The 22,765-nt window shown below is 68.7% G+C and carries 26 protein-coding genes and 1 tRNA gene; 6 read left to right on the top strand and 21 right to left on the bottom strand.

Annotated features, from left to right (window positions below; all coding sequences use genetic code 11):
• The first annotated feature begins 1 nt into the window (after position 1).
• On the top strand, positions 2-574 hold the full coding sequence (locus IE263_RS11160) for a very short patch repair endonuclease (RefSeq protein ID WP_308430604.1): 573 nt from the start codon (positions 2-4) through the stop codon (positions 572-574).
• Here the strand turns inward: IE263_RS11160 and IE263_RS11155 are convergent.
• From IE263_RS11155 to IE263_RS11065, 19 genes are all read right to left on the bottom strand, one after another.
• A complete protein-coding gene (locus IE263_RS11155; RefSeq protein WP_268256011.1) occupies positions 520-2,442 on the bottom strand; it encodes a DNA cytosine methyltransferase in 1,923 nt (640 codons plus the stop codon). The two genes, IE263_RS11160 and IE263_RS11155, sit on opposite strands and share 55 nt — an antisense overlap.
• 321 nt (positions 2,443-2,763) lie before the next feature.
• Positions 2,764-3,066 carry a hypothetical protein gene (locus IE263_RS11150; protein WP_189934919.1) on the bottom strand — a complete coding sequence of 101 codons (303 nt, stop codon included), beginning with the start codon at positions 3,064-3,066 and terminating at the stop codon, positions 2,764-2,766.
• Positions 3,063-3,248, bottom strand: a complete 186-nt coding sequence (locus IE263_RS11145; RefSeq protein ID WP_189934916.1) for a hypothetical protein — start codon at positions 3,246-3,248, stop codon at positions 3,063-3,065. Before IE263_RS11145 ends, IE263_RS11150 begins: the two co-directional genes overlap by 4 nt.
• Positions 3,248-4,294: a major capsid protein gene (locus IE263_RS11140; RefSeq protein WP_189934914.1), complete on the bottom strand. Its 1,047-nt coding sequence runs from the start codon at positions 4,292-4,294 to the stop codon at positions 3,248-3,250. The genes IE263_RS11145 and IE263_RS11140 overlap by 1 nt, the downstream gene beginning before the upstream one ends.
• Before the next feature lie 29 nt (positions 4,295-4,323).
• Positions 4,324-4,734 (bottom strand): head decoration protein, encoded by a 411-nt coding sequence (locus IE263_RS11135; protein ID WP_229910903.1) that lies wholly within the window; start codon positions 4,732-4,734, stop codon positions 4,324-4,326.
• A 106-nt stretch (positions 4,735-4,840) separates the two neighbouring features.
• Entirely contained in the window at positions 4,841-5,488 is a 648-nt protein-coding gene (locus IE263_RS11130; protein ID WP_189934912.1) for a hypothetical protein, read from the bottom strand.
• Positions 5,489-5,570: 82 nt separating this feature from the next.
• Entirely contained in the window at positions 5,571-7,184 is a 1,614-nt protein-coding gene (locus IE263_RS11125; protein ID WP_189934910.1) for a phage portal protein, read from the bottom strand.
• Positions 7,185-7,328: 144 nt separating this feature from the next.
• Positions 7,329-8,786, bottom strand: coding sequence for a phage terminase large subunit family protein (locus tag IE263_RS11120; RefSeq protein ID WP_189934908.1), 1,458 nt, complete (start codon positions 8,784-8,786; stop codon positions 7,329-7,331).
• Positions 8,783-9,328, bottom strand: a complete 546-nt coding sequence (locus tag IE263_RS11115) for a hypothetical protein (RefSeq protein WP_189934906.1) — start codon at positions 9,326-9,328, stop codon at positions 8,783-8,785. Before IE263_RS11115 ends, IE263_RS11120 begins: the two co-directional genes overlap by 4 nt.
• A gap of 74 nt (positions 9,329-9,402) precedes the next feature.
• A complete protein-coding gene (locus IE263_RS11110) occupies positions 9,403-9,603 on the bottom strand; it encodes a hypothetical protein (RefSeq protein ID WP_189934904.1) in 201 nt (66 codons plus the stop codon).
• The gene (locus IE263_RS11105) at positions 9,603-9,803 is read right to left on the bottom strand and encodes a hypothetical protein (RefSeq protein ID WP_189934902.1); all 201 of its coding nucleotides are present in this window, start codon (positions 9,801-9,803) and stop codon (positions 9,603-9,605) included. Before IE263_RS11105 ends, IE263_RS11110 begins: the two co-directional genes overlap by 1 nt.
• A complete protein-coding gene (locus IE263_RS11100; protein ID WP_229910902.1) occupies positions 9,800-10,255 on the bottom strand; it encodes a VRR-NUC domain-containing protein in 456 nt (151 codons plus the stop codon). Before IE263_RS11100 ends, IE263_RS11105 begins: the two co-directional genes overlap by 4 nt.
• On the bottom strand, positions 10,252-10,485 hold the full coding sequence (locus IE263_RS11095; protein ID WP_189934900.1) for a hypothetical protein: 234 nt from the start codon (positions 10,483-10,485) through the stop codon (positions 10,252-10,254). The genes IE263_RS11100 and IE263_RS11095 overlap by 4 nt, the downstream gene beginning before the upstream one ends.
• Positions 10,482-11,387, bottom strand: a complete 906-nt coding sequence (locus tag IE263_RS11090; protein WP_189934898.1) for a ParB/Srx family N-terminal domain-containing protein — start codon at positions 11,385-11,387, stop codon at positions 10,482-10,484. The genes IE263_RS11095 and IE263_RS11090 overlap by 4 nt, the downstream gene beginning before the upstream one ends.
• A complete protein-coding gene (locus IE263_RS11085; protein WP_189934896.1) occupies positions 11,384-12,736 on the bottom strand; it encodes a putative antirestriction adenine methyltransferase in 1,353 nt (450 codons plus the stop codon). Before IE263_RS11085 ends, IE263_RS11090 begins: the two co-directional genes overlap by 4 nt.
• Positions 12,737-12,941: 205 nt before the next feature.
• A tRNA-Gly gene (locus tag IE263_RS11080) sits at positions 12,942-13,013 on the bottom strand.
• Between the two features lie 325 nt (positions 13,014-13,338).
• Positions 13,339-13,944: a hypothetical protein gene (locus IE263_RS11075; protein WP_189934894.1), complete on the bottom strand. Its 606-nt coding sequence runs from the start codon at positions 13,942-13,944 to the stop codon at positions 13,339-13,341.
• 510 nt (positions 13,945-14,454) lie between these two features.
• Positions 14,455-15,498, bottom strand: a complete 1,044-nt coding sequence (locus IE263_RS11070) for a ParB/RepB/Spo0J family partition protein (protein ID WP_189934891.1) — start codon at positions 15,496-15,498, stop codon at positions 14,455-14,457.
• A gap of 128 nt (positions 15,499-15,626) precedes the next feature.
• Positions 15,627-15,812, bottom strand: coding sequence for a hypothetical protein (locus IE263_RS11065; RefSeq protein ID WP_189934889.1), 186 nt, complete (start codon positions 15,810-15,812; stop codon positions 15,627-15,629).
• A 391-nt stretch (positions 15,813-16,203) separates the two neighbouring features.
• Here IE263_RS11065 and IE263_RS11060 point away from each other — a divergent pair, with 391 nt between their 5' ends.
• From IE263_RS11060 to IE263_RS11045, 4 genes are all read left to right on the top strand, one after another.
• Positions 16,204-16,686: a hypothetical protein gene (locus IE263_RS11060; RefSeq protein ID WP_189934887.1), complete on the top strand. Its 483-nt coding sequence runs from the start codon at positions 16,204-16,206 to the stop codon at positions 16,684-16,686.
• Between the two features lie 70 nt (positions 16,687-16,756).
• Positions 16,757-17,311 (top strand): hypothetical protein, encoded by a 555-nt coding sequence (locus tag IE263_RS11055; RefSeq protein WP_189934885.1) that lies wholly within the window; start codon positions 16,757-16,759, stop codon positions 17,309-17,311.
• A gap of 21 nt (positions 17,312-17,332) precedes the next feature.
• On the top strand, positions 17,333-18,586 hold the full coding sequence (locus tag IE263_RS11050; protein WP_189934883.1) for a DUF6545 domain-containing protein: 1,254 nt from the start codon (positions 17,333-17,335) through the stop codon (positions 18,584-18,586).
• On the top strand, positions 18,583-19,191 hold the full coding sequence (locus IE263_RS11045; protein ID WP_229910901.1) for a phosphatase PAP2 family protein: 609 nt from the start codon (positions 18,583-18,585) through the stop codon (positions 19,189-19,191). Before IE263_RS11050 ends, IE263_RS11045 begins: the two co-directional genes overlap by 4 nt.
• 45 nt (positions 19,192-19,236) lie before the next feature.
• On the opposite strand, the gene IE263_RS11040 is transcribed toward IE263_RS11045, so the two are convergent.
• On the bottom strand, positions 19,237-20,157 hold the full coding sequence (locus tag IE263_RS11040) for a recombinase family protein (protein ID WP_189934882.1): 921 nt from the start codon (positions 20,155-20,157) through the stop codon (positions 19,237-19,239).
• A 248-nt stretch (positions 20,158-20,405) separates the two neighbouring features.
• Positions 20,406-20,603, bottom strand: a complete 198-nt coding sequence (locus IE263_RS11035; RefSeq protein WP_189934879.1) for a helix-turn-helix transcriptional regulator — start codon at positions 20,601-20,603, stop codon at positions 20,406-20,408.
• Between the two features lie 347 nt (positions 20,604-20,950).
• Between IE263_RS11035 and IE263_RS11030 the strand changes: the two genes are divergently transcribed.
• Positions 20,951-22,630, top strand: coding sequence for a site-specific integrase (locus IE263_RS11030; RefSeq protein ID WP_189934877.1), 1,680 nt, complete (start codon positions 20,951-20,953; stop codon positions 22,628-22,630).
• Positions 22,631-22,765: the final 135 nt, after the last annotated feature.

Raw genomic sequence — 22,765 nt, 5'->3', positions numbered from 1 at the left:
CATGAGTGTGACACCCTCGACCGCGAACTCTACAGCTGGGCTGGAGTCAGAAGGCATGGTCGACAGGAAGAACACGGGCCGCGACGGGTGGATCCCCACGGAGAAGGGGGAGCACCTTCGGGGGCGGCGGGTGCGTGACACCGCTCCCGAGATCGCGCTGCGCCGCGCGCTGCACGGTATGGGGTACCGTTTCCGCCTTCATCGCCGGGTTGCACCGCGCTGTACGGCCGACGTCGTGCTGCCGCGTTACGGAGTCGCCGTCTTCGTTGACGGCTGCTTCTGGCATGGCTGCCCAGACCATTCCCCGGAGGAGTTCAGAGGGCCGAACGCGTCCCTCTGGCAGCAGAAGATCGAGACCAACCGGGAACGAGACCGTCGGAACACGGCAGCGGCCACCGCCGCCGGCTGGACGGTGGTCCGCGTCTGGGAGTGCGAGGTCCGCCGAGACGTCGACAGCGCGGCTCGAAGAGTGGCGAAGGCGACCGAGCATGATCGGGGCCGGCCACTCCAGAGCCCTGGTCACACCTCGACGGCCAGCGCCAGGAGATCGTCGGACTCACGGCGAGGGCAGTAGGCCGCCAGTGGACACTCGGAACAGACCGGCTGGGAGTCCCGACACAGGCTGTTGCCGATGAGGCGGACCGCTGCCATGCGGAGCGGCGCCTCCGGCCCTGCACCCAAGAGCTTGACCAGGTTGACGCGGCCGTCGCTCATGCGGTTCGTGTGGTTGGGGTCGAGGCCGTTCACCCGCGCAGCGACCCGCAGTGAACCCTGCACGACCAGCATGTTCGCGTCTCCGACGAGCACCCGGTAGAGGGCGGCCTCAGCCGGCTTCATGCCGAGCTTCTCCGGTACCTCGAGCAACTTGTCCTGCTGCCAGGCGGAGGGCTTGTCCACCAGCGGTGCCAGCCGTTCCAGTCGGGACCGGACGGGGGCCGTCGGTGCCGTGTCGACCAGCTTCTTGAAGAGTGTCGGCGTGAGCCGCTTTGATCGTCTGACGGATGACATGATCTCCGCCATGGCAGCTGGCTTGACCCTTGCTCCGGAGAGGAGAGCGACCACCGCGGCGTGCAGGGAGATCGGTTCCTCGGCGGGAAACTGGTACCACTGTCCGCCGTCCCGTTCCCGCACGGCCCACTCCGTGAGTACGGCCCTGACCTCCCGCCAGTGCGGGCGGAGCCTTGTGGTGGTGACGGCTTCGTCGACCGGCTTCAGTACCTCGGCAGCGGCACTACCCAGCAGAGGTGGAACCGCGTTTCCGATCTGCCGAAAGGCGTCACTCCGCGTGCCGGCGAACCTGAACCAGTCCGGGAAGGTCTGGACGCGCGCTGCCTCACGGATCGTGAGCGTACGGTTCTGCTCAGGATGGATGTACCAGTAGCCGTCCTTGGCGATGTGAGCCGTGATCGTCCGGCTCAGCTCGTTGTAGGCAAGCTTCTTGTACTTGTCCGTGAAGTTCGTCGTGCTGTAACGCAGGTAGGTCTTCTCGTCCTCGCCCAGCTTCTTGTGGACGTTGGAGTAGAGGGTGTCGGACTCCATCACCTCGAAGATCCGGTAGTCGTCGCGTCGGACCCTCCGGGTCATGTGGTCCCAGACCTTGCCCTTGGGTGCTCCTTCGCGCATCTTCCGGGCGAAGGCGGAGATGTTGCGCGGTGTCCGGTACGGAAGCTGCCGCTGCCCGACCCTCTCGGTGGGGACCACCTCGAGAACCGGCAGGTCTCCGATGGCGTCGCGCAGGCTTGTGGGCTGGGACTGGGGTGCTTGCCAGGAGAAACGGTCGACGTCGTTCCTTGCCAGGAAGATCAGACGCTTGCGGTGCTGCGGCACCCCGTAGTTCCAGGCGTCAACGAGGCGCACCTGGGTGGCGTATCCCAGTTCTTCCAGTTCGTCCTCAATGATCCTTATGACGGCGAAATCGTCATGAAGGCCCATGTCTGGCACGTTCTCCATGAGGACGACGCGCGGACGAAGTCGCTTGACCATGTCCAGGTAGGCGCGCCAGAGCTCCTTGCGCCGGTCCTCGGGATCACGGCCGTGGTTCTCCACCAGGTCACGGATCTTGTTCCTGCCGGCCCGGCTGAAGGGCTGGCAGGGAGGCCCTCCGGCAACGAGGTCGATCGTTGCCGGTTGGAGGATCTTTTCAAGCCTGTCGCGCTCTGCCGCGTCGCCGAGGTCCATCTTCAGACTGAGGCCAGGGAAGTTCGCCCTGTGGGTCTCAAGCGCGCGTTCGTCGCTGTCGACGGCTGCGGCCAGTGTCCATTCGGCCATCTGGACGCCGAAGCTCAGGCCGCCCGCACCGGAGAACAGGTCCACCGCCAGCCGCTTGTCCTTGCCGAAGGTTCGCAGCCACTCCTCGAACCCCTCCGGTTCACAGCTGTGCTGGTGGGGGGTGAGCCTGAGCTGGTCACTCCGCTCGAGGGGCACACCGTAGTGGCCACTCACAGTCCAACCTCCGTCACTACGAAATGAATGAGCACCAAGAGATCACAGAACGGCTGGCCAGAGCAAGATTCCGAGCCTGCTGAGCTCGATTTCGCCCTGTGACCAACAGACCGATGACCAGTGCTCACTTAAGCGGTGGAGGTGTACGGAAGGGCCCGTCTTCTTGGGAACGGTCTGGCGCATTCTGAGACGGCCCAATCATATGGGACCGGACCGACAGGAGATGCAGAGACCTTCGGATTCATCCGCAGGTGTGGGATTAACCACCTGCAACTCCTCCTCTACCAGCGCGCTCCGAAAGCTGAGTGGCGCGAGCTCATGTCAGCGAAGGGGCCTTCGGATCAGCAGGACCGGGGATTGGCAGGTGCTGTCAACGTCGGCCTCCCGGAGCGTCGCGATCTGTCTCTCGATGGCTCTCACGTTCTCGGCGTTGCTCATGGTGGCGATACCCTGGACGGAGACGGACAACGGGTCAGCCACGAGCGCCGCTCGGCGCTCACGCAGTACCTCCATGGCGACGGCTCGGAGCGAGCCGAGGCGCTGGTAACGAGCTTCCAGGTCACTGCGCTCCGCTTCGCCGAGTTCGGAGTGTAGGTAGGCGTACTCAGCATCCGTCAGACTCATGACGATTCGGCTCTCGTGATACGGGAGCGCCGCCGGGTCTGCGAGAGCCAGGCGTCGGGATGAGTGATTTGCGCGGCAATCGCCGGGTCGCTGACCTCAGTGCCGGGTTCGAGCAGCAACGTCTCCCGCGTCTTCGGGGCGCTGACGAAGACCGCCGTGGCGAGGATTCGGGTGGTTGGCATCAAAGGACCTTCGCGGTGATGTGGATGTCGGGGACGTACATCACCGGCATCGCGACCGCAGACCCCTTCGTCCAGACCTGGACCGGGTCGTCCTGGTAGTCGGCGGTGATGACGATGCCGGGGGCGTCCTCGCGGGTGATCGCCGGGTTGGTGCTGGAGGACAGGACCAGGGACTCCGCCGTGATGCCGTACTGCGTCTCCGCCCAGGACTCGGGGTTGGGGGGAAGGAGGATCCAGCGATCCTCCGGGATGACGCGCTGGTACTGGTCGTCCACGGAGATCTGGACGTCGTAGACCGTGATCGGAGGGAGGTTGTAGCGGGCGCGGACGACCTCCACCTCGTTGGGGGCGAGGACCGCGGTGGGTGTGGTCGAGCCGTTGACGCTGCCGTAGTACGCCGCACGGTAGGCGTCGTTCGCCGCCAGCGTCGCCCTCGCCTTGTACGACGTGAGCACCCGGGCCGGGAGTGGAGCGCCGATGGAGCGCAGGTACTCGATCCAGCGCAGTTCGTCGGCGATCGGGTCGCTGGCCGGGTCCGACCAGGGCTTCGCGGCCGTGGGCATGTTGGCGGCCGGGACGCCGAAGTCGGCTTCCAGGGTGAGACCGTTCTCGCCGTTGAGGGTGAACTTGCCGTCGAGGAGGAGGTCGCCGGCGGCCAGTTCCATGCGGTTGTGGATGGACTCGACGTGGCGCTCGATGTCGTCGTAGAGGAGCTCGACGAACTCCGACGAGTCAGCGCCGCGGGAGGTGTCGAGGAGGATCTGCTCCAGTTCACCCACGATCAGTTTCTGGCCGAGCGGGGGCAGCATGCCCTCGGTGATGATCTTCTCGGCCTGGCGGCGGGCGATGGCGGTCTGGGCGTCGTAGGCGCGGAACTTGGCGGCGTTCACGCGTCGCTTGCTGCTCTTGATGCGGAACTTGACGGAGTTCAGGCGGCGTTCCGGCATGATCGTGCGGGTCAGTTCGAAGTCGGCCGGCGTCTGCATGGTGCGGGCGAAGGCGTTCAGGTCGGCCGCGTCGATGTCGCGCAGCAGGGTTTCGAGCATGGGGCGGGATCCTCAGCGGGTCGGAGAGCTCAGATGAAGTGGATCTGTGCGGTCGAGGCGGTGATGGTGGAGACGTCCAGGCCGCCGGGGATGTGGGCGGCGGCGATCACGCCGTGCCAGAGCAGGGCCGCGCCGGCGCGGGGGCTGCCGGGGGCGAAGGGCACGTCGGCGAGGAGTACGCCGGTGAAGGTGGCGCGGCCGTCGGTGGAATCCCTGTCCCAGGGGCCGTACAGGCCGGTGGCGGTGATGCGGCCGAGGGGGATGCCGGAGTGCATGACGTTGTGGGGCTGGGCCGGGCTCGGTGGTGCGTAGTGAGTGCCCTGTGTGAACAGGGTCGTGTCGAGGGTGATGGTCACCGGGGTGTCGAGTCCGTGGACGGACGCCAGCCAGGGGCGGTCGGCGGTGGCGGACTGGGAGTAGGTGATCGGTTGGATATCCACGCCGGGTTCCTCCGCGAGGGCGTGTCGGCGGTGAGGCCGTACGGTCACCGGTGGTGCCGTCGTCCGCGGAGGTGCAGAGGGCGCGGTCCCTGCGGCTGGCTGGGGGTCAGGGTTCCCTGAGGTGGCCCCGGCGCCGGGCGAGGTCCAGGCCGAACTGGCCGGGGCGGGGCGGAGTGCTGCCGGAGCGCCCCGGGATGTTGGAGGGACTGCCCGAGGGCGGGGCAGTCGGCGGCTGTGGGGAGCGGGCGCCGAAGAGTTCCGGGCGGCGCTGCTTCAGCTCCTCGGCAGCCTGGACCAGGGTGGAGTCGTCGGCATCCGGTTCGATGCGGCGGGCGAGCAGGGCGACGGCGTCTTCCAGTTCCGCGCCGGTGGCACCCAGGCCGACCAGTACGGCGCGGCGGGCGGCGTCTCGCTCCCGTGCGGTGGCCTCCGCTTCCCGGTCCTGTGCCTGGCGTTCGCGCTCTGCCGCGGCTTGCTCACGGCGCTCGGCCTCGGAGAGACGTGCCTGTTCGGCGTCCCTGCGCTGCTGCTCGGCCTGGCGTTGGTTCTCCACGAACTCCGTGAGGGCCTTCGCGGACTCGAATCCGAGTTGACCGAGCAGGTCGCGGACGCCGGCGCGGCGGCCTTGGTCCTTCTCCCGGGCGAACCGGCGGGAGAGTTCGTCCTGGGGAAGCGTGACCACGGCGACGCCGGTGTTCTCGGTGGCGGGCTCGGCGGCGGGCCTCGTCGGTTCGTCGGTCATGGCTTCGGTCATGGGCACTCCTCGCCCAGACGCCCCCGCGTCGGCGCGGAGTCTAATACTCCTGGCCGGCCTGTGTGGTGCGGGATCTCCGGGTTCAGGCCGCGTCGTCGGTCACGGATTCCGTCTCGTCGTCAGTGCCTTGCCGTGCAGCCGGCGCAGACCGGCCTGCTGCACGGATGCGCTCCACCTCTTGGGCAGCGTCCTCGATCGGGAAGCCGGCGTCGACCAGCATGCGCACGCCGGTCTCCAACGAAAGCACACCTGCCTGTACTCCGCGGGTCACCAGGTCGAGGGTGCCGGACAGGTCGGTCGGCAGGTAGGGGCCGAAGACGATCGTGGCGCTGGGGTTGTCGCCGGGAGGCAGCACGCCGCCGAGTTGGTACAGCCGCTGCACCATCTTCAGGAGCAACGGGTACTTCGCCTCGCGGGCGCGCCGCATGGAACGGACCATGGCGTCGAGCGGACCGAAGCTGAGTTGCAGGGCGTACCCGGACGGAACCTCGGAGGGACGGATCGTGCCCAGCACGCTGCCTGGCAGCCGGGTCACCACCGACAGGCGGTCGCGCAACGTCTCCACGTAGGCGCGCAGCTCGGCCAGCTGTGTCGAGGTGTCGACGGTACTGAGCTGGCCGCTGTCGCCGAGCGGCCAGACCATCCCCGGTTCGACCTGGACGGGCAGCGGGTTGCCGGTCCTGCGGTCGACCGGGAGACGTGCCCCGGACAGGCCGATGATCGGTGATCCGGTCGTGGCTGAGGCGCGCTGGCTGTCGGTGTCGGCGGCGGCGAGGTCATCCAGGAGCTGGGCGGCGGACAGCAGGCTGGACTTTCCGTAGTGCTCGGCGCTGTCGATTGTGTTCGGTACGTGGATGACCGGGATGAAGTCCAGCTGGAGATCGAGGTGGTCGAGGACCTCGCCGTCGGCGTTCGTGCGGAAGTGGGCGCGGGACAGGGAGAGCACGTCGATGTCGCCGGTTCGGTCCAACTGGTCCAGGTCCCATTCGGCGTCGGTGAGGTAGCAGGTGGTGGTGCTCGGCCGACTCGACCACGGGTACGTCCGTGCGGAGGCGCCGTCCTCGATGGGACCCAACTCGTAGGTCACGCGGCGCAGGGTGCCTTTGCGACCCGTTGCCGGGTCTTCCGGTACCTCCCATGCCAGGTGGACGCGTTGCGGGTAGTCGTCCGTGTCGAGGGAGCCGTCCGGCAGCACCGGAAAGTAGAAGCCCGGGTCGATGGTCTTCAGCACCGGGCGGTTCTTCGCACGGGACCAGGCGAGAAGGTAGACGGAGTCGCCGAGCAGTACGGCCGTGCGCTCGGCGTGCTGCATGCGCATCGGCAGCTGCTCGGACTGCGCCCACTGCCGCAGCAGGGTCTCCCGCTCCTGCGCGGCCGTGTCCTCCTCGGCGCCTTCGACGACGATCTGCTGCGTCTCGCCGAGCAGGTGGCTCAGCGTCTGGTCGACGATCAGGGCGGCGTCGCCGTACTCGCGTCGGTCATCGCCGTCCTCGTCGAGCAGGGCTGCGGCCTGGTTGCTGTCGTACGCGGCGAGCACCGTGTACGCGGCCAGGCGCCGCCGGTCCGTACTGGGCAGCCACGAGGCAGCCATGGGGCCGGGGAGCCGCGTCGGCCGGCCTTCGGCTGCCGCCTGGAAAGCCGGCTTGTACGCCAGCGGTCCCCACGTGTCGATGAGGAGCTTCCGCCATCGCCGCATCCGTGACTCCTTGCAGGGGATTTCCGTCGTGAAAGGCGGCGCAGCCTAATGGGCGGTGAGGCGCACGGGCACTGCAGGCACAACTAGACCACCCCTACCGCCCGTGACCTGGCAAGCTGTGGGCCTTCACGCGTCTGCCGCCCGTCATCGACGACCATCCAGCCGGTGGTCCGCGGCACCGGTCGGCATGCCCGATCCTGTGCCGTCGAGGAAGAGATCCGTCAGCGCCCAGACGCAGGAGTCCAGAAGGTCGGGTGACCTCTCCTCGGCCTCGGACGCGCCCACGTACGTCGTCATCTGCTCCTCGAGGGCCGCGAACGTACGCGGCGGCCCCGCATGGCTGATGCGGGACTGCTCGTACAGCATCGCCACCGGCGCCGCCCTGGCCCGCTTGCCGCGGGTGGCGTGTACGACGCGGCACGGCACCGTCGGGTCGATCTCGGCGAGGAGGGCGGGGAGGTAGTCGCCGCCGTTGTTGGCCTCGATGACCACGCAGTCGGCTTGGTGTTCGTGGTACAGGGCTGCGGCGCGGCGCATCGCGGCTGTCGGGGTGTGGCGGTCCTGTTCGGCGTGGAGGACGTAGCCGCGGGGGCGGCGGTCGCCGTACATCTGCTCCAGCGGGTAGGAGCGGCCGGCCACGGTGAAGGCGGTCAGGTCCGCGGAGTCCGTTGTCGTGACGGCAGGGTCGACGGCAACGACCAGGCGGTCGAGCGGCGGGACCGCGGGGCGGGCGATGCGGAAGCCCTCCACCTCGAACATCCACTGCTTCCACAGGGCACCTTCGACGTCTTCGAGGAGCACGCCGTCCAGCTCCTGGCGGCCCAGGCGGGTGCCGCCGTACTCGGAGTCGAGCTCGGCGAGCGCGGCGGGGGAGAGGTTGGCGCGGTTGTCCTCGGTGCGGCCGGTCGTCAGGACGACGGTGGAGCCGGGGCGCCGGCCGCGTTCCACCAAGCGCTTGACGTGGGGGAGCGGCTTGGGCGTGGTGGAGATGACGACCTGAGGGCTTGGTGCCTCGCGCAGGCAGAACCACAGCATGTCGTACACCGACTGGGCCGTGTGGCGGTTCCAGGCCGCGTACTCGTCCAGCCAGCCCTTGTCGAAGGCGAAGCCGCGCAGGTTGTCCGGGGTCTCGGCCCCGAAGCCGTAGATCGCCGAGCCGTTCCTCAGTCGGAGAGTGGTCAGGCCGTTGCCGGGGCTGTAGCGGCGGACGTCCTCGGGCGGGATGACCGCCAAGAGGCCGGACTTGGGAGACTCGAAGCAGATCTCCTTGACCAGGGTGGCGTTCTTCGCGACGACCGCGATCATCGTTCCCGGCGTCGTCGCCCACTCCCGTACGGCCTCTGCCGCGGACTTCGTCTTGCCCCAGCCTCGGCCGGTCAGCATCATCCAGGCCGCCCAGTCGCCCTCGGGTGGACGCTGCGTGGCGCGGGCGTGATGGTGCAGCCAGCCGGAATGGGGCAGGCCGTCGCAGGCGGGGCGGTCGCAGGCCCAGCGGCGCGCCGAGACCGCGTCGGCCTCGATCAGCGCGGTGATCTCGGCGTGTAGTTCGGCGTCGGACATGGCGGCCGCGTCCGGCAGCGCGGCCAGCGGATCGGCGGTCACGGCTGGTCACCGCCCAACGTGCCGATGCGGGACTCGAGTTCGCGGCGCAGCTGCTCCATACGGGCCCGGCGTTCCTCGTCCGTCAGACCCGACACGTCCGCCGTCTCCGGTCCCTTGGAGGCCGCCGCGGCGGCGTCGGCCAGGTCCATGCCGTACGCCTGGCGCTCGATGCGGATCGTGACCTCCAGCCAGCGGATCACGTCCGACGGGCTGAGGCGTGCGGGGTCGAGCTGCTGAAGCTGGGCGATGATCTTCGATTGGGCTGCGGAGGCGAGGCGGGCGTGCCGGCGGGCCACCTCCCGGGCGGCCTGCTGTTGTTCGCCGCGCCAGAGCCGGTCCTGCTCCCGGTCCCACGCCTCGGCGCGCAGTACCCAGCGGTGTGTCGTCGACCAGCGCTCGATGAGCGTGCGGGACTTGGCCAGACGTTCGGCGACCTTGCCGATGCTGCGGGACAGGCCGAGGTCGCGGTAGCAGGCGAACGCCTCCCACGCGGCGGCCGACTCGCTCGGCTGCCGCTCCCATGCCTCGGCGCTGTCCGCCATCCGATCAGTGCTCTCCCGACTGGCCTGTCTCTCCTTCCACTTCCTCCCGCTCCCCTCCTGACGGACGTCCTGTCTCAGCTCGACGGGCCTTGCAGAGCCGGGTCGAGGAGGCCGAGGTGCGCCAGGAGGTCGGCGCAGTCCGCGCGACGCTGTGCGCGTTTCCTGCCGACGGCGCGGGCGGCGACCTGGAGGGCGGCCCTGCGGCGTACGGAGTCGGGCAGCGGGGTGACGGAGACGGTGCGCTCCCACGACGCGGAGTCCTTGGCAAGGTTCATCAGGTCTCTCCCTCGGGGATGTCGTCGGGCTCCAGCTCGCCCGCGAGGAGGCGAGCGAGCTGGTCGGCGAGGCGGAACGGTTCGTCCGAGAGGTGTTCTCTCAAAGCACGGGCCAGGCCGGCGGCCGTGCGGTGGACAGTGGTCAGGTGGTCGATCTCGGCGTGGAGCCGGTTCAGCTCGCCGGCGTACGGGTCGCTCACGAGGTCGGCCTCCGGAAGTCCGAGGGAAGAGCGGCCCGCTGCCGTGCCGGGCCGAGCACCCCCAGGACGGTGGGCAGATCGCGAGGGCGCCATACGGCGACTTCGAACCCGCTGTCGGCGAGGTGGGCCAGCCACTCGCGCTGGGCCGGGCGGATCCGCCCGGTGTCCGTCTTGAACTCGACGAACAGCGTGCGGCGCTGGCCGAGGTGGCCGAAGACCTCGTCGGGCCAGCCCGGGTCGGAGCGCCGGGAGTCCGCCGTGTGGTACTGCAGGCGCCAGCCGTAGCGCGTGGCGATGTCGCGGACCTGATGACGCCACTGCTCCTCGCTCGTGCCGGTGACCGACCCCGCCGACCCCGCCCTGTCGATGGCCGGCGGGAAGCGCTCGGCCTCCAGTCGGTCGAGCGGCCCGTACCGTTCGGTGAGCAGCCTGCGGTACAGCTCCCCGTTCACGGCGCACCGTCCAGGAGCCGGTAGCCCGTACTCGTCGGCCGCATCCGCTCCAGCGCGATCCGGGTCCGGTGCCCGGTCCGACCGCCGGGCGTGGCCGCGGTGAGCACCGTGCAGTACGCGTAGCGGACGTCGACCTCGTCGACGCGCACGGTGCGGCCCTCACCCCGCTTGTCGTTGTCGGCCCATACCTGGCCGACCTGTACGCCGACCTGTACGCCGGGTTGCTTCACGCCGCACCCGCCAGGTAGTCGGCGGCCCACAGCTCCAGGGCTCGCCACCGCTGGCCGGCCTCGATGTCGCCGTCCCGCTCCATGCGGTCGATGGCCCGCTGCACGACGGCCGCGGCGTCGGCGGGCATGGTGCGGGTGGCCAGTACCGTCTCGACCGGCGCGGTGCCCTTGCGGGTGGCGGTCTGCTCGTCCGGGTCGTACCAGCCGTCCGCCAGCTCACCGAGGTGGCGTTCGACCAGCGCGAGGATGATCGCGAACACGGCGGCGACGTTGCCGATGTTGTGCGCGCCCTTCACCGTGTCGAGCGTGTCCAGCACGCTGTCGTACTGCTCGATGCGCGCGAGCCAGCGGGCGTCTGCCGAGGCGGCCTTCCGCGCGGCCTCGAAGGCTTTCTCCGCGGCCTCCTTCTCGTCCGGCAGGAAGACGATCTGCACCGTCGCGAAGTCGAGATTGGCCTCCGCGAGGCTCGGCACGCTGACCTCGTCCAGCAGGTCGAGCGTCTTGTCGTCCAGGCCGGAGTACAGGCGCATGGAGACGTCCTCCAGCTCCTCGTACAGCGACTTGAGGGTGGCCGGGTCGTCCTCACCCACGATCGCGTTGTGAGCCAGTTGCAACGCGATCTGCCGCTGCCTGGGCAGCGGCTCGGTGATCTCCATCCACCAGATGCGCTCCAGGCCGGCCTCGACGGCGGCCTTCGTGCGGTGGTTGCCCGACAGCACGATCCGACGCCCCGACTCGCTGTCGTTCCACACCAGCGGGGTCGAGGTCAGTGCCCCGTCCGCACGGATGTTCGCCACGAGGCGCTGGAACTGCTCATGCCGCATGAACCGTGCGTTGACGTCCAGCAGTGTCAGCTCCCGTGGGTCGCCCTCGACCAAGCGGGGCTTGAGCGGCTCACTCATGGGCTCCTGTCCTCCTTCAGTCCCTCGGCCTGTCCGTGCTTTCTCCTCCACTGCGCGAACCCTTCGTCGAGCGACCAGCGGCCCAGCTCGCCGCCGTAGTCGAGCTGGTACCGGTAGGCGGGATCGGTGGAGTCCTTGCGGGAGTTCAGGCGCAGCAGCCCGCGGTACTTCATGGACACCGGGCGCTGGGTGAACGCCGTCGTGTTCAGCCTCGTGAGACGGGTGTTCATCGTGCGCTGCGTCAGGAACTGGGCCTCCGTCGAGAGCGCCGCGTACAGCACGAGCTTCGCCAGCCGCCCGTACGACGTCGGCGCCACCGGGAAGTCCGAGAGCAGATACACGTTGTGCGGGTCGTACTTCGGCGTCGAGAACGCGAAGGCGCCCACCACGAGCCCGCCGACGAGCACCGCGAGCGCCATCGTCGGCGTGCCCGGGCGGATGTTGTGGTTCATGTACTGCGAGCGCAGCGTCGCGAACTGGCCCATGGACAGCGGGGCCAGCGTCAGGGTCTCGCCGAGCCGTTGGCCCGGCACGAGGCGCGGGGCGCGCACCGGCTCCAGGCGCTGGTGGGGTCGTACGATCCGGGATCGCGGCACCGACGAGTAGACGTTGATCGGCAGGCCGCGGTTGGCCGTCTGCACCTGACCGCGCAGGTGGCCCGTCAGTTCGTCGACGTCGTAGTGCAGCCCGAGCACCCAGTGAGGGCGGTCGGTGACGCGCTCGATCAGGGTCTGCTTCGCCGCGTCGTCCAGCGTCGGGTACTCCGGTGATGGCCAGTCCAGATGCTTGTCCAGCGCCGCGAACTGGCCCTCGTAGTCTCCGGCGTAGAACGGCGGGAAGGCGACGACCGGGGCGTCCGCCGGGACCTGTTCGGCGAGCCACTGGTTCACGTCCATCGGCGCGTACGACGCCAGGCGCAGCGGCAGCGCCTCGATCTTCGCGACGGTCTTCGCGTGCAGTTCCGGGAACTGCCGGCGATACGCCGCCAACATCCGTCCGTAGTACGGGTGCTCGTAGCGTCCGATCCACTGGAAGAACCGGGAGCCGAGCAGCACCACGGCGAGTGTCCCGGCCCGGCCGTCCATGTACGGGGCCAGCCAGTCGAGTTCGTACGCCGACTCGGGGCGGATGGTGATGGGCAGTTCCTGCCCGGCGAGGTACCAGCCGATCGCGGAGGAGTACAGCTGCACGTCGCAGCCGTGGAGTCGGAAGCCCGAGTCGTGCAGGACGCGCTCGATGGTGAAGTTGCCCGAGCAGCCGACGTGGATGTCCTCGGCCTGGCCACGCCACGTGGTGGCGTGCTCGTGGATGATCGCGCGGAGGTCCGCGGGGATCGAGCCGTGGAACACCGGGCCTCCCCGCTGTGCTGACTTCTGTCTTCCTTCTCTCTGGCAAGCGCCCTCAATGAGGGGTGGGACGCGGGCCCGGAGGGGCAGGGGGCTGGTCCTGCCGTGCCGGACCGCCTGGGAACCAGGAGGCGCGGGGGACGCCTGGAGGGGGATGGTTCCTTGGCTGGTCGGCTCCGCACCACGTGCCTGTGCGGACGCGTCCTCGAGCGCCGGGCCCGACTCGAACGAGCTCCTCCCCACCGGGGGCGGGGCGTGCTGCCAAATGCACTACCGGCGCGCGGCGAGGCCCGATCGGGAAGATCGCCCCGCCACATCGAACGCTACCAGACGGAACACTGTCACAACACATGTGATGGGTGCGGTGCGGCACCCATCACATGGTTCGTCAGACTCGGGCAGCTGGCATTACGGCTCCGGTGTCAGGAGGTCCAACAGGCTCAACGTCCCCATCGAACATCCCTCCGGAGAGCGCTGCTTTGCCTTCGCTCTGGCCGGCCCGGGCTCGAACAACTCCATCTGGCCCGGCGGCGCCGGCTTCGGTCGATGCGCGGCCTCGAAGTCCTCCCGCCTCATCTCGGCCCAGTTGGGCCCGCGCTCCTCGCTCACAGCAACGTCCCCTGCTCGTACTCGGGTCCCAGTGGTCCCAGTTCCCTCACCTTGCCTCCGGTCCTCTCCTGCCACCAGGCGGCGAACATCCGCCGGTGACACCACTGCTCCGGCTCCGACAGGTCCTCGAAGCACAGGAGGACCAGCCGCAGGTCCCCGGTCGCCACCGCGATCTCCTGGAACCGTGACGCGAAGAACTCCACGCCGTACCGATCGAGTTGGGCCAGATACGCCGCCTCGTACACGGGCCGGGCCGACCCGAAGTACTCCCGACTCGGCGCCGCCTCCCGCACCTGGTGCTCCAGCGTGTACGGCAGCGTCCAACGCGGCGCGCCCAGTGTGACGCGCACCGGCACCCCCATCGACGGCTCGAAGTCCTGGTACCTGTGAGTGAACAGCTCGAACACATTCCTCCTTCGCGCCGGTTCCGGCGCACCGCACAGCGGGCAGTCCGGGTCCGGCTTCTCCTCATGACCCTCGTCGCTGTGGGTGTTCTCCCACCCGGCCGACTCGAAGCAGGCGTCACACAACCGCACACCGAGCGAGTCCCGGGCGACGCTGCCGGAGCCGAACACGAGACGCCCCTCGCTGTCCACCGCCACGGTGTCTCTCCCGGGTCCCGGCACGGCGACTACCCGCAGGTGCCGCCCGCACGACCGGCAGGGGATCACCGTGCCCAGTGCGGCCACCAACCATCCGCACCCTGGCGTCAGCACGCCTCTTGCCAGGAGGCCGGCCGCCTGATCCGGGTCCAGGCACCCGCCCTCCTTGACGACGACTTCCATGTCGCCCACCTTTCCGCGCGTCCCGAGGGGCGTCACTGCAAGTCGGCGGCCGACCGGGGAGCTGCCTCCCTGGCCGGCCGCCGGATCGTTCCGCGCACCCGCGACGCGCTCGTTCAGTTCTCGCGGTGCCGACTTTCGGCAATATCATTCTATCGTCAAGCGAAGCAGCGTGTCAATATTAATTTATCATCGTGGGCTTCGCCTACTGCCCCACTCGCCCCCCACGACCGCCCCATCCCGTACGCGCCGCCTCCAGTGCTCGCCGATACGAAACAGCCGGGACCCGCCCCAGGGTCCCGGCTGTAACGCACGCGCTCGGGCGACAGCTCAGGCGGCAGCCTCGAGCTCCGCCTCCGAGGGCTCCTCGGTCGCCACCTCGGCGAGCTCGGCCTCGCTCGGCTCCTCCTCGCCCTCGACCTCGTCGCCCTCAACCTCCTCGGCCTCCGGCTCGACCTCCAGCTCCGGCCGCACCGTCAGCTGCTTGGCCTCCGACATCGCCTTCGCCTTCCGCAGCTTCTTCACCGCCTCGGCCGCCGCCTTGCGCACCCGCTCCACCGCGTCCAACTGCTTGCCGACCTCGCCCTCGAACAGGTCCGCCAGTTCCGACGGCGTCATCTTCGTCAGCTCCTCGAGCAGGGTCCCGGCCCGCTCGACCTGGTCCACCCTGCCCTTGGCCTGCTTGCGCTCCTTGGCCTTGTCCTCCTTCTCCTTGTCCGACAGTTCCCTCTCGGAGAAGAAGCCCTCCTGGTTCTCCTTCATCCGCAGGGCCTGCGCGAAGGTGGAGGCGTCCGTCTCCGTCCTGAAGTCGCCCTTCATGTACCGGGTGACCGCCACCTTCTGGTTCGCCGGCGTGAGCTTGGAGAGGTACCAGGCGAAGTCCGCCTTGATCTTCCCCTCGGCCACCAGCTCCGCGATGTCCGTGGTGAGGTTCAGCAGGTCCATCCGCCACCGCACGTAGTCGGTGGTCTTGCCGAACATCTCCGCGATGCGCTCTGCCTGATAGCCGAACCCGACCAGGTCCGCGTACGCCTGCGCCTCCTCCATCAGCGTCATGTCCGCCCGGCCGATGTTCTCGGAGATGCCCATCACGAACGCCTGCTCGTCGTCGACGCTGCTGACGACCTTGGCCTCGATGGTGGTGGCGCCCTCCACGAGGTGCATCGCGCGCCAGCGGCGCTCTCCCATCACGATCTGGAACTTGTCGCCGTCCGGCCGGACCACGATCGGCTGGAGCTGGCCAACCGAGCGGAACTGGGCCGCGAGCTCCTCCAGCTTGGCCTCGTCGAAGAACTTGCGGGGCTGGTCCGGGTTGGGCTCGATGTCCGCGAGCGGGATCGCCATGACCTCGATGTTCGCCTCGGTGACGCTCATTTCGTCGACTCCTCGCACTTCCGGTCTCGCAGGATGGGTTCCTGTGAGGTGATAGCTAAATACTATTATCAAACGATCGTGAGCGTCAAGTTAAATCTATCAATGTATGTGTCTGTGGGGCGAGGGAATCAGTCTTCCGTCTCGACATATGTAGAAGGGAGGGGTTCCGGGTTCAACTCGATGTCGGCACCGATGAGCACCTTCCAGATCTCCATGTCCCGCCAGCCCTCGCTCCCCGGGGCGACTTCTGGCGCCTCGCTGGGCCCTGCCTCGCCGCGCGCCCCCGCCGTCTCCAACGGGTCGTGCCGCTCCATGTCGTCCTCTCGGTCGCCTGTGGTGTCCCTCTGTGATCCGGTGCTCGTGTTGCCGCGCCCGCCTGGTTCGCGCATGCTTCGGGTGGGGTTGATGGCGCGGGGTGGGCCGGTTGGCCGTGTGGGCGAGTTGTCGGCGGCTCGCATCGAGGGCCCCTCTGGTGGCAAACGTCGTGGGGGTGGGGCGGCCGGCCTGTCGTGCCGGGTGTCCGGAAGTGGAGGGTGGGCGTCCGGTGTTCCTGGCATGAGCACAACCGCTCAATTACGCTACGGATCCAACACATGCCCTTCACGAACTGTCAAGGATCTTTGGGTTGTTGAGTCTTGATCGGCCAAAGATATGTGGTCACCGGCTGCCGCGTGGCCCGCGGACTGGTCGGCAGAGGAGATGCGCATGACGCCGCCCGACGGCACGGCCGTGGACGAGTGGTCGTTCAGCGCCCGGATGCTGAACCTGCTTTTCGAAGCGGCGGCGGCGGCGCGCAACGGCGTGGAGTACACCAACTCCGAAGTCGCGGCCGCCATCAACCAACGTGCCGGCAGGCGCGTGATCTCCGACGAGACGATCCGCAAGCTGCGTACACCCGGTGGCCCGCAGCCGTCGTTCGACAGGGTCGCGCACCTCGCCGCCTTCTTCCAGGTGCCGCTCGACGCCTTCAAGGACGGCACCCACACTCACGAGGCCGTCGCCGCCGAGGCGGTCAAGTTGCTCGAAGCGCGCCGGAAACACACGGAGAAGGTGGACCGCGAGGTGGCGAAGGAAGCCGACGACATACGGATGCTGGCGCGCAGCGCCCGACGGCTCGACTCCCGTGGACTGAAGCTCGCCATGGAGTTCATCTCCAGCCTGCAGAAGATGCAGAAGCGCCAGGACTGAACGCCGACCCCCGGAATCCTCCAGTGATGAGCCCCCTCTTACCGACGACCGCGGGCGGTGTCGCCCGGCCGTGCTGAGACCTGCCCTGCGCCGCCGCTGTGTGGAAGCACTCGACGGCTTCCCCGTACCGCACCCGTTGACCATCGACACACTGCACCGGGCCGCCGTCGATCACCACGGCCGGCCCCTGGTCCTGCACCGGGAACCGTTCCCGCCGGGCCTCCAGCGCCCGTGCGGTATGTGGTGGCCGACGGACGACGCGGACCACATCTGGGTGGCGCCCGAAGCGGCCGGTGCTCACGCCGTGCACACGTACGCTCACGAGCTGGGCCACCAGCTTCTGGGCCATCCTCCGCTGCCTCTCGTACCCGTCGGCGAGAAGCCGCCCGAGCCCGTCGTCGAGTCCGCGGAGTCGGTGACGTTCACCTGGCTCTCCCCGGCGTTCCTCGACGGTGATCTCCTGGGAGTCCGTACGCGCTCCCCGGGTCGCCACCGCGATCCGCTGTACACCGAGCGCGAGGACGAGGCCGAGTCCTTCGCCGTCCTTCTTCGGCAGCGTGCCGCGACGCACAGCTCCCGTCGGCACGCCGACCCCCTGCTGGACCGGCTGCACCGCAGCCTCTGACCGACAGCTGGAAACCCTCACATGATCAGAGACGACGTCATGGCCCTGTGCACCATCGTGCCCCTGTGGGCCTGGTGCCTGTGGCGCGTCGGCTATCTCAGAAGCGCTCGCGGGCAGCGGGAGCTGTGGACGGTCCTGGCGCTGCTCGCGCTCGGGGCGACACTACGCCTGAGCCACGTCGAACGCGCCGTCACCCGGTGGTCGGGGATCACCGACATTTCGGTCCTGGTCAAACACCTGGCGGTCATCCTCAGTTCCGTCCTGCTGTGGCGCTGGGTGGATTCCATCGCGGCCGACGGCGTGCGCCATCGATGGTGGCGGAGACTGACGACCGCGTGGCCGCGCACCATCACCGCGATCCTCGCCGTCGCCGGTGCCGTCGCGACGTTCCCCTTCGCCAGGCCCTCGGTCGTCGAGGCCGACGGCGACCGCAACTTCGTCGTGGCGCAGTCGGGCGATCTGGCCGGGACCGTGTACCTGGCCGCCTACCTGGGCACCATGGCCGTGGCCCTGACCTTCTCCGGCGCTCTGTGCATGGTCGCCGCCCGGGCGGCACGGCGTTCCGGTCAGCGGATGTTCAGCGCGTGCATGTACCTGATGTCCCTCGGCTGCTGGACCGGGGTCGGCTACTCCCTCTTCCGGGGCAGCTACCTGCTCTACGGGCTGGCCGACATCGCCTATCCCATGTCCGCTGAGGCGGCCGACGATGTCGCGAGCCTCGTCCAGGTCGTCGCCATCGGGCTGATCCTGGCCGGCGTGTCGGTCCGAGGCTGGGAGAACGTCACGCGTGTGGTGCGGCGTCGGCGTTGGCTGATCGCACTGCGATCCCTGTGGCTGGAGCTGGTCTCCGTTCTGCCCGCCGAGGCCATCGCCCGTGTCCTCGCGGAGGCTCCGTCCCCGTCCCGCGACCGGTACAGCCTGCGTGGCCTGTGGGAACGGCTGGACCAACGGGTGCTCGACATCAATGACTCCGCCCTCGAGGTCCTTCCCTGGATCGCGGCGGACCTGCCTTCGCGAGCCCTGGAAGCGGCCCTCGCCCACGGGTTGGAAGGCGGCGACGCCGAGGCCGCGGCTCAGGCGCTGTGCCTGCGGACCGGCCGCCGCGGCCGCGCCGACGACGAGCCCCGCGCTGACAGCTCCCCGACCTCGCCGCTCCTGACCGTGGGCGACGACCTGGACGTCAACGCGGCCTGGCTCACACGCGTCGCCAAGTACTACCACTCCCCACTCATGGATGCCCTCGAAGCCCGCCTCGCCATCAGGAACCTCACATGACCACGATGCCCACAGCCGAAGACCGCGCCGCTGAGAACCGTGCCGCCCGAACCGTCACCGACGGCCTGGAGCCGAAGAACGTCATCCTCGCCGTGTGCCTCGTGCTCGGGGCGGCCCAGGACGACGTAGTCGTCGGGTTGGCCTGGGCCGTCCACGCCATCGTGTTCGCCGCAGTGATTCCCATGGCGTACATCAAGTACGGGATCCGCGTCGGACGCTGGCAGGACCGTCACGTGGGCCAGCGTGAGCGGCGCCTGCATCTCATACCCGTGATCATGTCGTCGGTCGGCGTCGCCATCGCCGCCATGGTGGTCCTCGACGCGCCCGCGCAGATGACCGCCCTGGTCGTGGCGATGCTGGCCACGCTCGGAGCCATCCTGCCGGTGACGGCGTTCTGGAAGATCAGCGTGCACACCTCGGTCTCGGCCGGGGCCGTCGCGATCCTGACCGTGGGAGTCGGTCTCTGGTGGACGGCTGCCTTCCCACTGGTCGCGCTCATCGGCTGGTCACGGGTCGCCCTGCGGGACCACACCCTGGGCCAGGTAGTCGCCGGTGCGGCACTCGGCAGCCTCGTGGCGGGCGGCGTCTTCACCTGGCTGACCTGAGCAGGTCTCCCGCGGCCGGCCGAACGCCGCCCGCGGGAGCGGGCGTCACCGCCAGAAGATGTCGAACCGGGTCTCGTCGAACTTCCGCGAACCGCGCACCGTCGCCGGGCCCACACGCACCTCCCGTACGGTGAGTTGGACCAGGCTCCGGCGCTGCTGGCGGCCTGCTGTCTCGTTCCACCAGGTCTCGATGCCCTGGGGGGTCAACTCCGGCAGCTCATCGAGGGCCTTGCCTCGACGTACGGCGGCCATCGCCTCTCCACGGCGGTTCTCGAGGGCGGCCTTCGCCGCCCTGAACTCACTGAGGTTCAGCTCCCTGGCGCCGAACGCCTTCGCCAACTCCTCCTTGTGACCTCCAAGTTCCTCCAGGAAGCCCTCACCCTGACGGGCCTCCGCCGCGAACCGGTCACGGATCGCGGCGAGGCGCTTGAGCTGCTTCGGGCCGGCCAGCCGGGCGACGACACGTTCCCCCACGTACTCGTCCAGCGGCTCAGCGGAGATACGTACCTTGCCGCAGCCTTCACTCTCGCAGACGTACCCCCGCCCGCCGTTCGCCGTGGACCTGGGCGTCAGCGGTTGCTTGCACAGGGCGCACGTCGCCGTGCCGCCGGAGAGATAGTGAACGTGCCTGGGCTTGGTGCCCTGGCCCTTCCTGTTCTCCTCGAACAGAACCCGTAGGGCGTCGAACGTCTCGCGGTCGACCAGCGGCTCGGCCGGACCCGCGACCAGCTCACCCTCCGCGTTCTCCCTGAGGCCGGCGATCGCCGGATTCAGGAGGCGGCGACGCAGTGTCGTCGGAGACCAGGAGCGCCCCGACACCGTCGGACCCGCGTTCTCCGTCATCCAGTCCGCGGTCTCCGCGAGCGTCCTCCTCTCTTCGAGAAGACGCTTCGCGGCCGCCGCCAGCCAGGCGGCCTCATCCGGGACGGCGGTGACACCGTCCGTCTCGTGGCCATAGGCCCTCATGTTCTCTCCAGCCCGAGTCCCCCTGCTTCCCCGGACAGGGTATGCCAAAACGCAGCATTGTCACCCTGACATGTGGTGCTGGTTGTGAACCCGGTTCAGCCGCCGCACGGCGGACTGTACAGCGGGGAGATCGGGCTACTGGGAAGTTCGAGCGTTCTGGCATGTGCCGATTGGTGGTCGGCGCGGCGGAGGCCGTGCGGTGCCGGATGTCGAAAGGGTGGACGAGGCGTGCGGTGTGCCGCCTCCCTCTACGGCCGAACCCCCAGCGCTTCCCACAGCTCGGAGGTCAGCACCCTGCGCTTGCCCTTGCCGTACGGGTGCACCGGTACGGGGAACTCGCCGGACCTGATCAACTCGTATGTGGTGTTCCGGCTGAAGCCGAACGCCCTGCCGGCCGTCAGTACGTCGACCGTTACGGGTAGCGCCAGAACCTCGTCCCGCGTCATGGACGCACCACCACCGCGGTGTTCTCGGTGGCCGGATCGTTTCGATCTCGCATGCTCAGACTCTCCTGTTCTGCCCCCGCGCCTCCCAGGAAGTGCCGATGGAGTCTATGTTCTCTCCGGGCGGCCGAACAAGATCGTGCTCGAAGCCATTGAGTGCGGCGATGCGGTGTCTGCTGCCACACATGTGGTGTGTGGCTTCGTTCGGCGGCCGCACGGTCAGTCGTGATTTCCAGGATCGGATTCTGGGCGGGCGGATCCATCTGGCATCCGCTAGTTGAGAGATCCTGCGTATGTCTCCACATATGATCACCGAATCGTGGCTGCTCACGCGACATGTAGGAGGGGATGTGTTCAAGGGCTCGGTCTACAGGCGCTGTGGCTGCAAGGAACTCGTCACAGGCGAGGACGGCTCTCCCGTCCTCGACGCCAAGAACAGACCGAAGACGAGAGAGCTCGGCGCAGAGTGCCCCGACCTCGGCAAGAGGGACCACGGCAGCTGGTACTACTACGTCGAACTTCCGCCGGGGCCCAAGGGAGAGCGGCGTCGACCACGCAAGGGCGGGTTCCTTACCAAGAAGAAGGCCGAGGAGGCAGCCCAGGAGATCTGGGACAAGGCCCAGGACGGCGTCGACGTGCTCTCGGACGAGACGGTCGAGCAGTTCCTGCTCCGCTGGTTCGCCAAGCGCGTCGACCTCAAGCGGTCCACCTGGAAGACCTACGAAGACCACATCCACCGGGTCTTCATCCCGAACCTCGGCCACATCAAGATGCGCGACCTGCGCACCCGGCACATCCAGGAAATGTTTCAGCAGATCTGGCGCGACAACGAGCAGCACGCCGCCAACGCGGACGCCGCCGAGGTCGCCAGGCTGGAGTGCGAGGCCGCCCACCGCGCCTGGAAGCAGGCCGCGAAGCCGCGCCCGCCCGAACTGCGGCAGCGCTGGACCACGGCCAAGGAGAGGCTCCGCGAGGCCCGCCGCAAGCCCCGGTACATCACCGGCCCCGGCGTGCAGCTCAAGATGAAGAACGAGCTCAGCGCCGCGCTCGACTACGCCAAGAACACCGAGAAGCTCATCAGCGAGAACTGGGCCCAGCACCTCGTCCTGCCGAAGTACACCCCGCCCAAGCCACTCGTGTGGACCGACGAGCGCGTCGCGCGCTGGCGCGAGACAGGGGAGAAGCCGGGACCGGTCATGGTCTGGACGGCCGAGCAGACCGGCGCCTTCCTCGACGGCGTCGCCGAGCACCGGCTCTACCCGATGTTCCATCTCATGGTCTTCCGGGGTACCCGGCGCGGTGAGTCCTGTGGCCTGCCCTGGCGTGAGACCGACATGACCGCCGGCACCGTCCACATCAGTGAGCAGCTCGTCGCTGCCTCTTACGACGTCTGGGAGGACACCCCGAAGAGCGACAGCGGCGCCCGCACCGTCCGGCTCGACAGCCAGACCCACGAGCTCCTGAAGTTCTGGCGGCGACGTCAGCAGGCCGAACGCGCGGAGTGGGAGAAGAAGCACCGCAAGGAGCCGAAGAAGTACGGGCCGTATGTCGACTCCGGTCGCGTCTTCACCTGGGAGGACGGCCGCCCGTACCACCCGGAGTACCTCTCCCAGGTCTTCAACCGGCTCGTCCAGAAGCTGGGCCTGCCGCCGATCCGGCTTCACGACCTGCGCCACTGCGCTGCGACGCTGTCCCTGGCGGCCGGCGTCCACATGAAGGCCATTCAGGTCCTGCTCGGGCACTCCTCGTTCAAGCTCACCGCCGACACCTACACCAGCGTTCTCCCACAGCTCGAGGTGGAGGCTGCGGACGCGCCCGTGGCGCTCGTCCCGCGCAAGGCAGCCCAGCAGGATGAGCAGGCCGTGGACGGCGCGCCGCAAGGCCCTCAGCTCGTACCGGCCGCCGAGCCCACGGCGTTCCCGGCTCCTGCAGCGCCTCACTCCAGCGATGCGTCGGGAGCGGAAGTCCATCCCATGGTCGGCCCAGCAGAGGCCGCACCCGAAGCCGCAGACGAGGCGCCCGCCGCATAGCCGGACCGTCGCCGGCCTGCGGCCGGAGGCAGCACACATACGGCACACACGCCGTGTCCCCACCTTGTCCCCACCAGCCACGAAACAGGCCCCTCGGAGATCACTCCGAGGGGCCTGTTCGATACATATTGCCTG

The sequence above is a fragment of the Streptomyces aurantiogriseus genome (genome assembly GCF_014649375.1).
Lineage (GTDB): Bacteria > Actinomycetota > Actinomycetes > Streptomycetales > Streptomycetaceae > Streptomyces > Streptomyces aurantiogriseus.
This window is presented reverse-complemented; position numbering and strand designations above follow the sequence as displayed.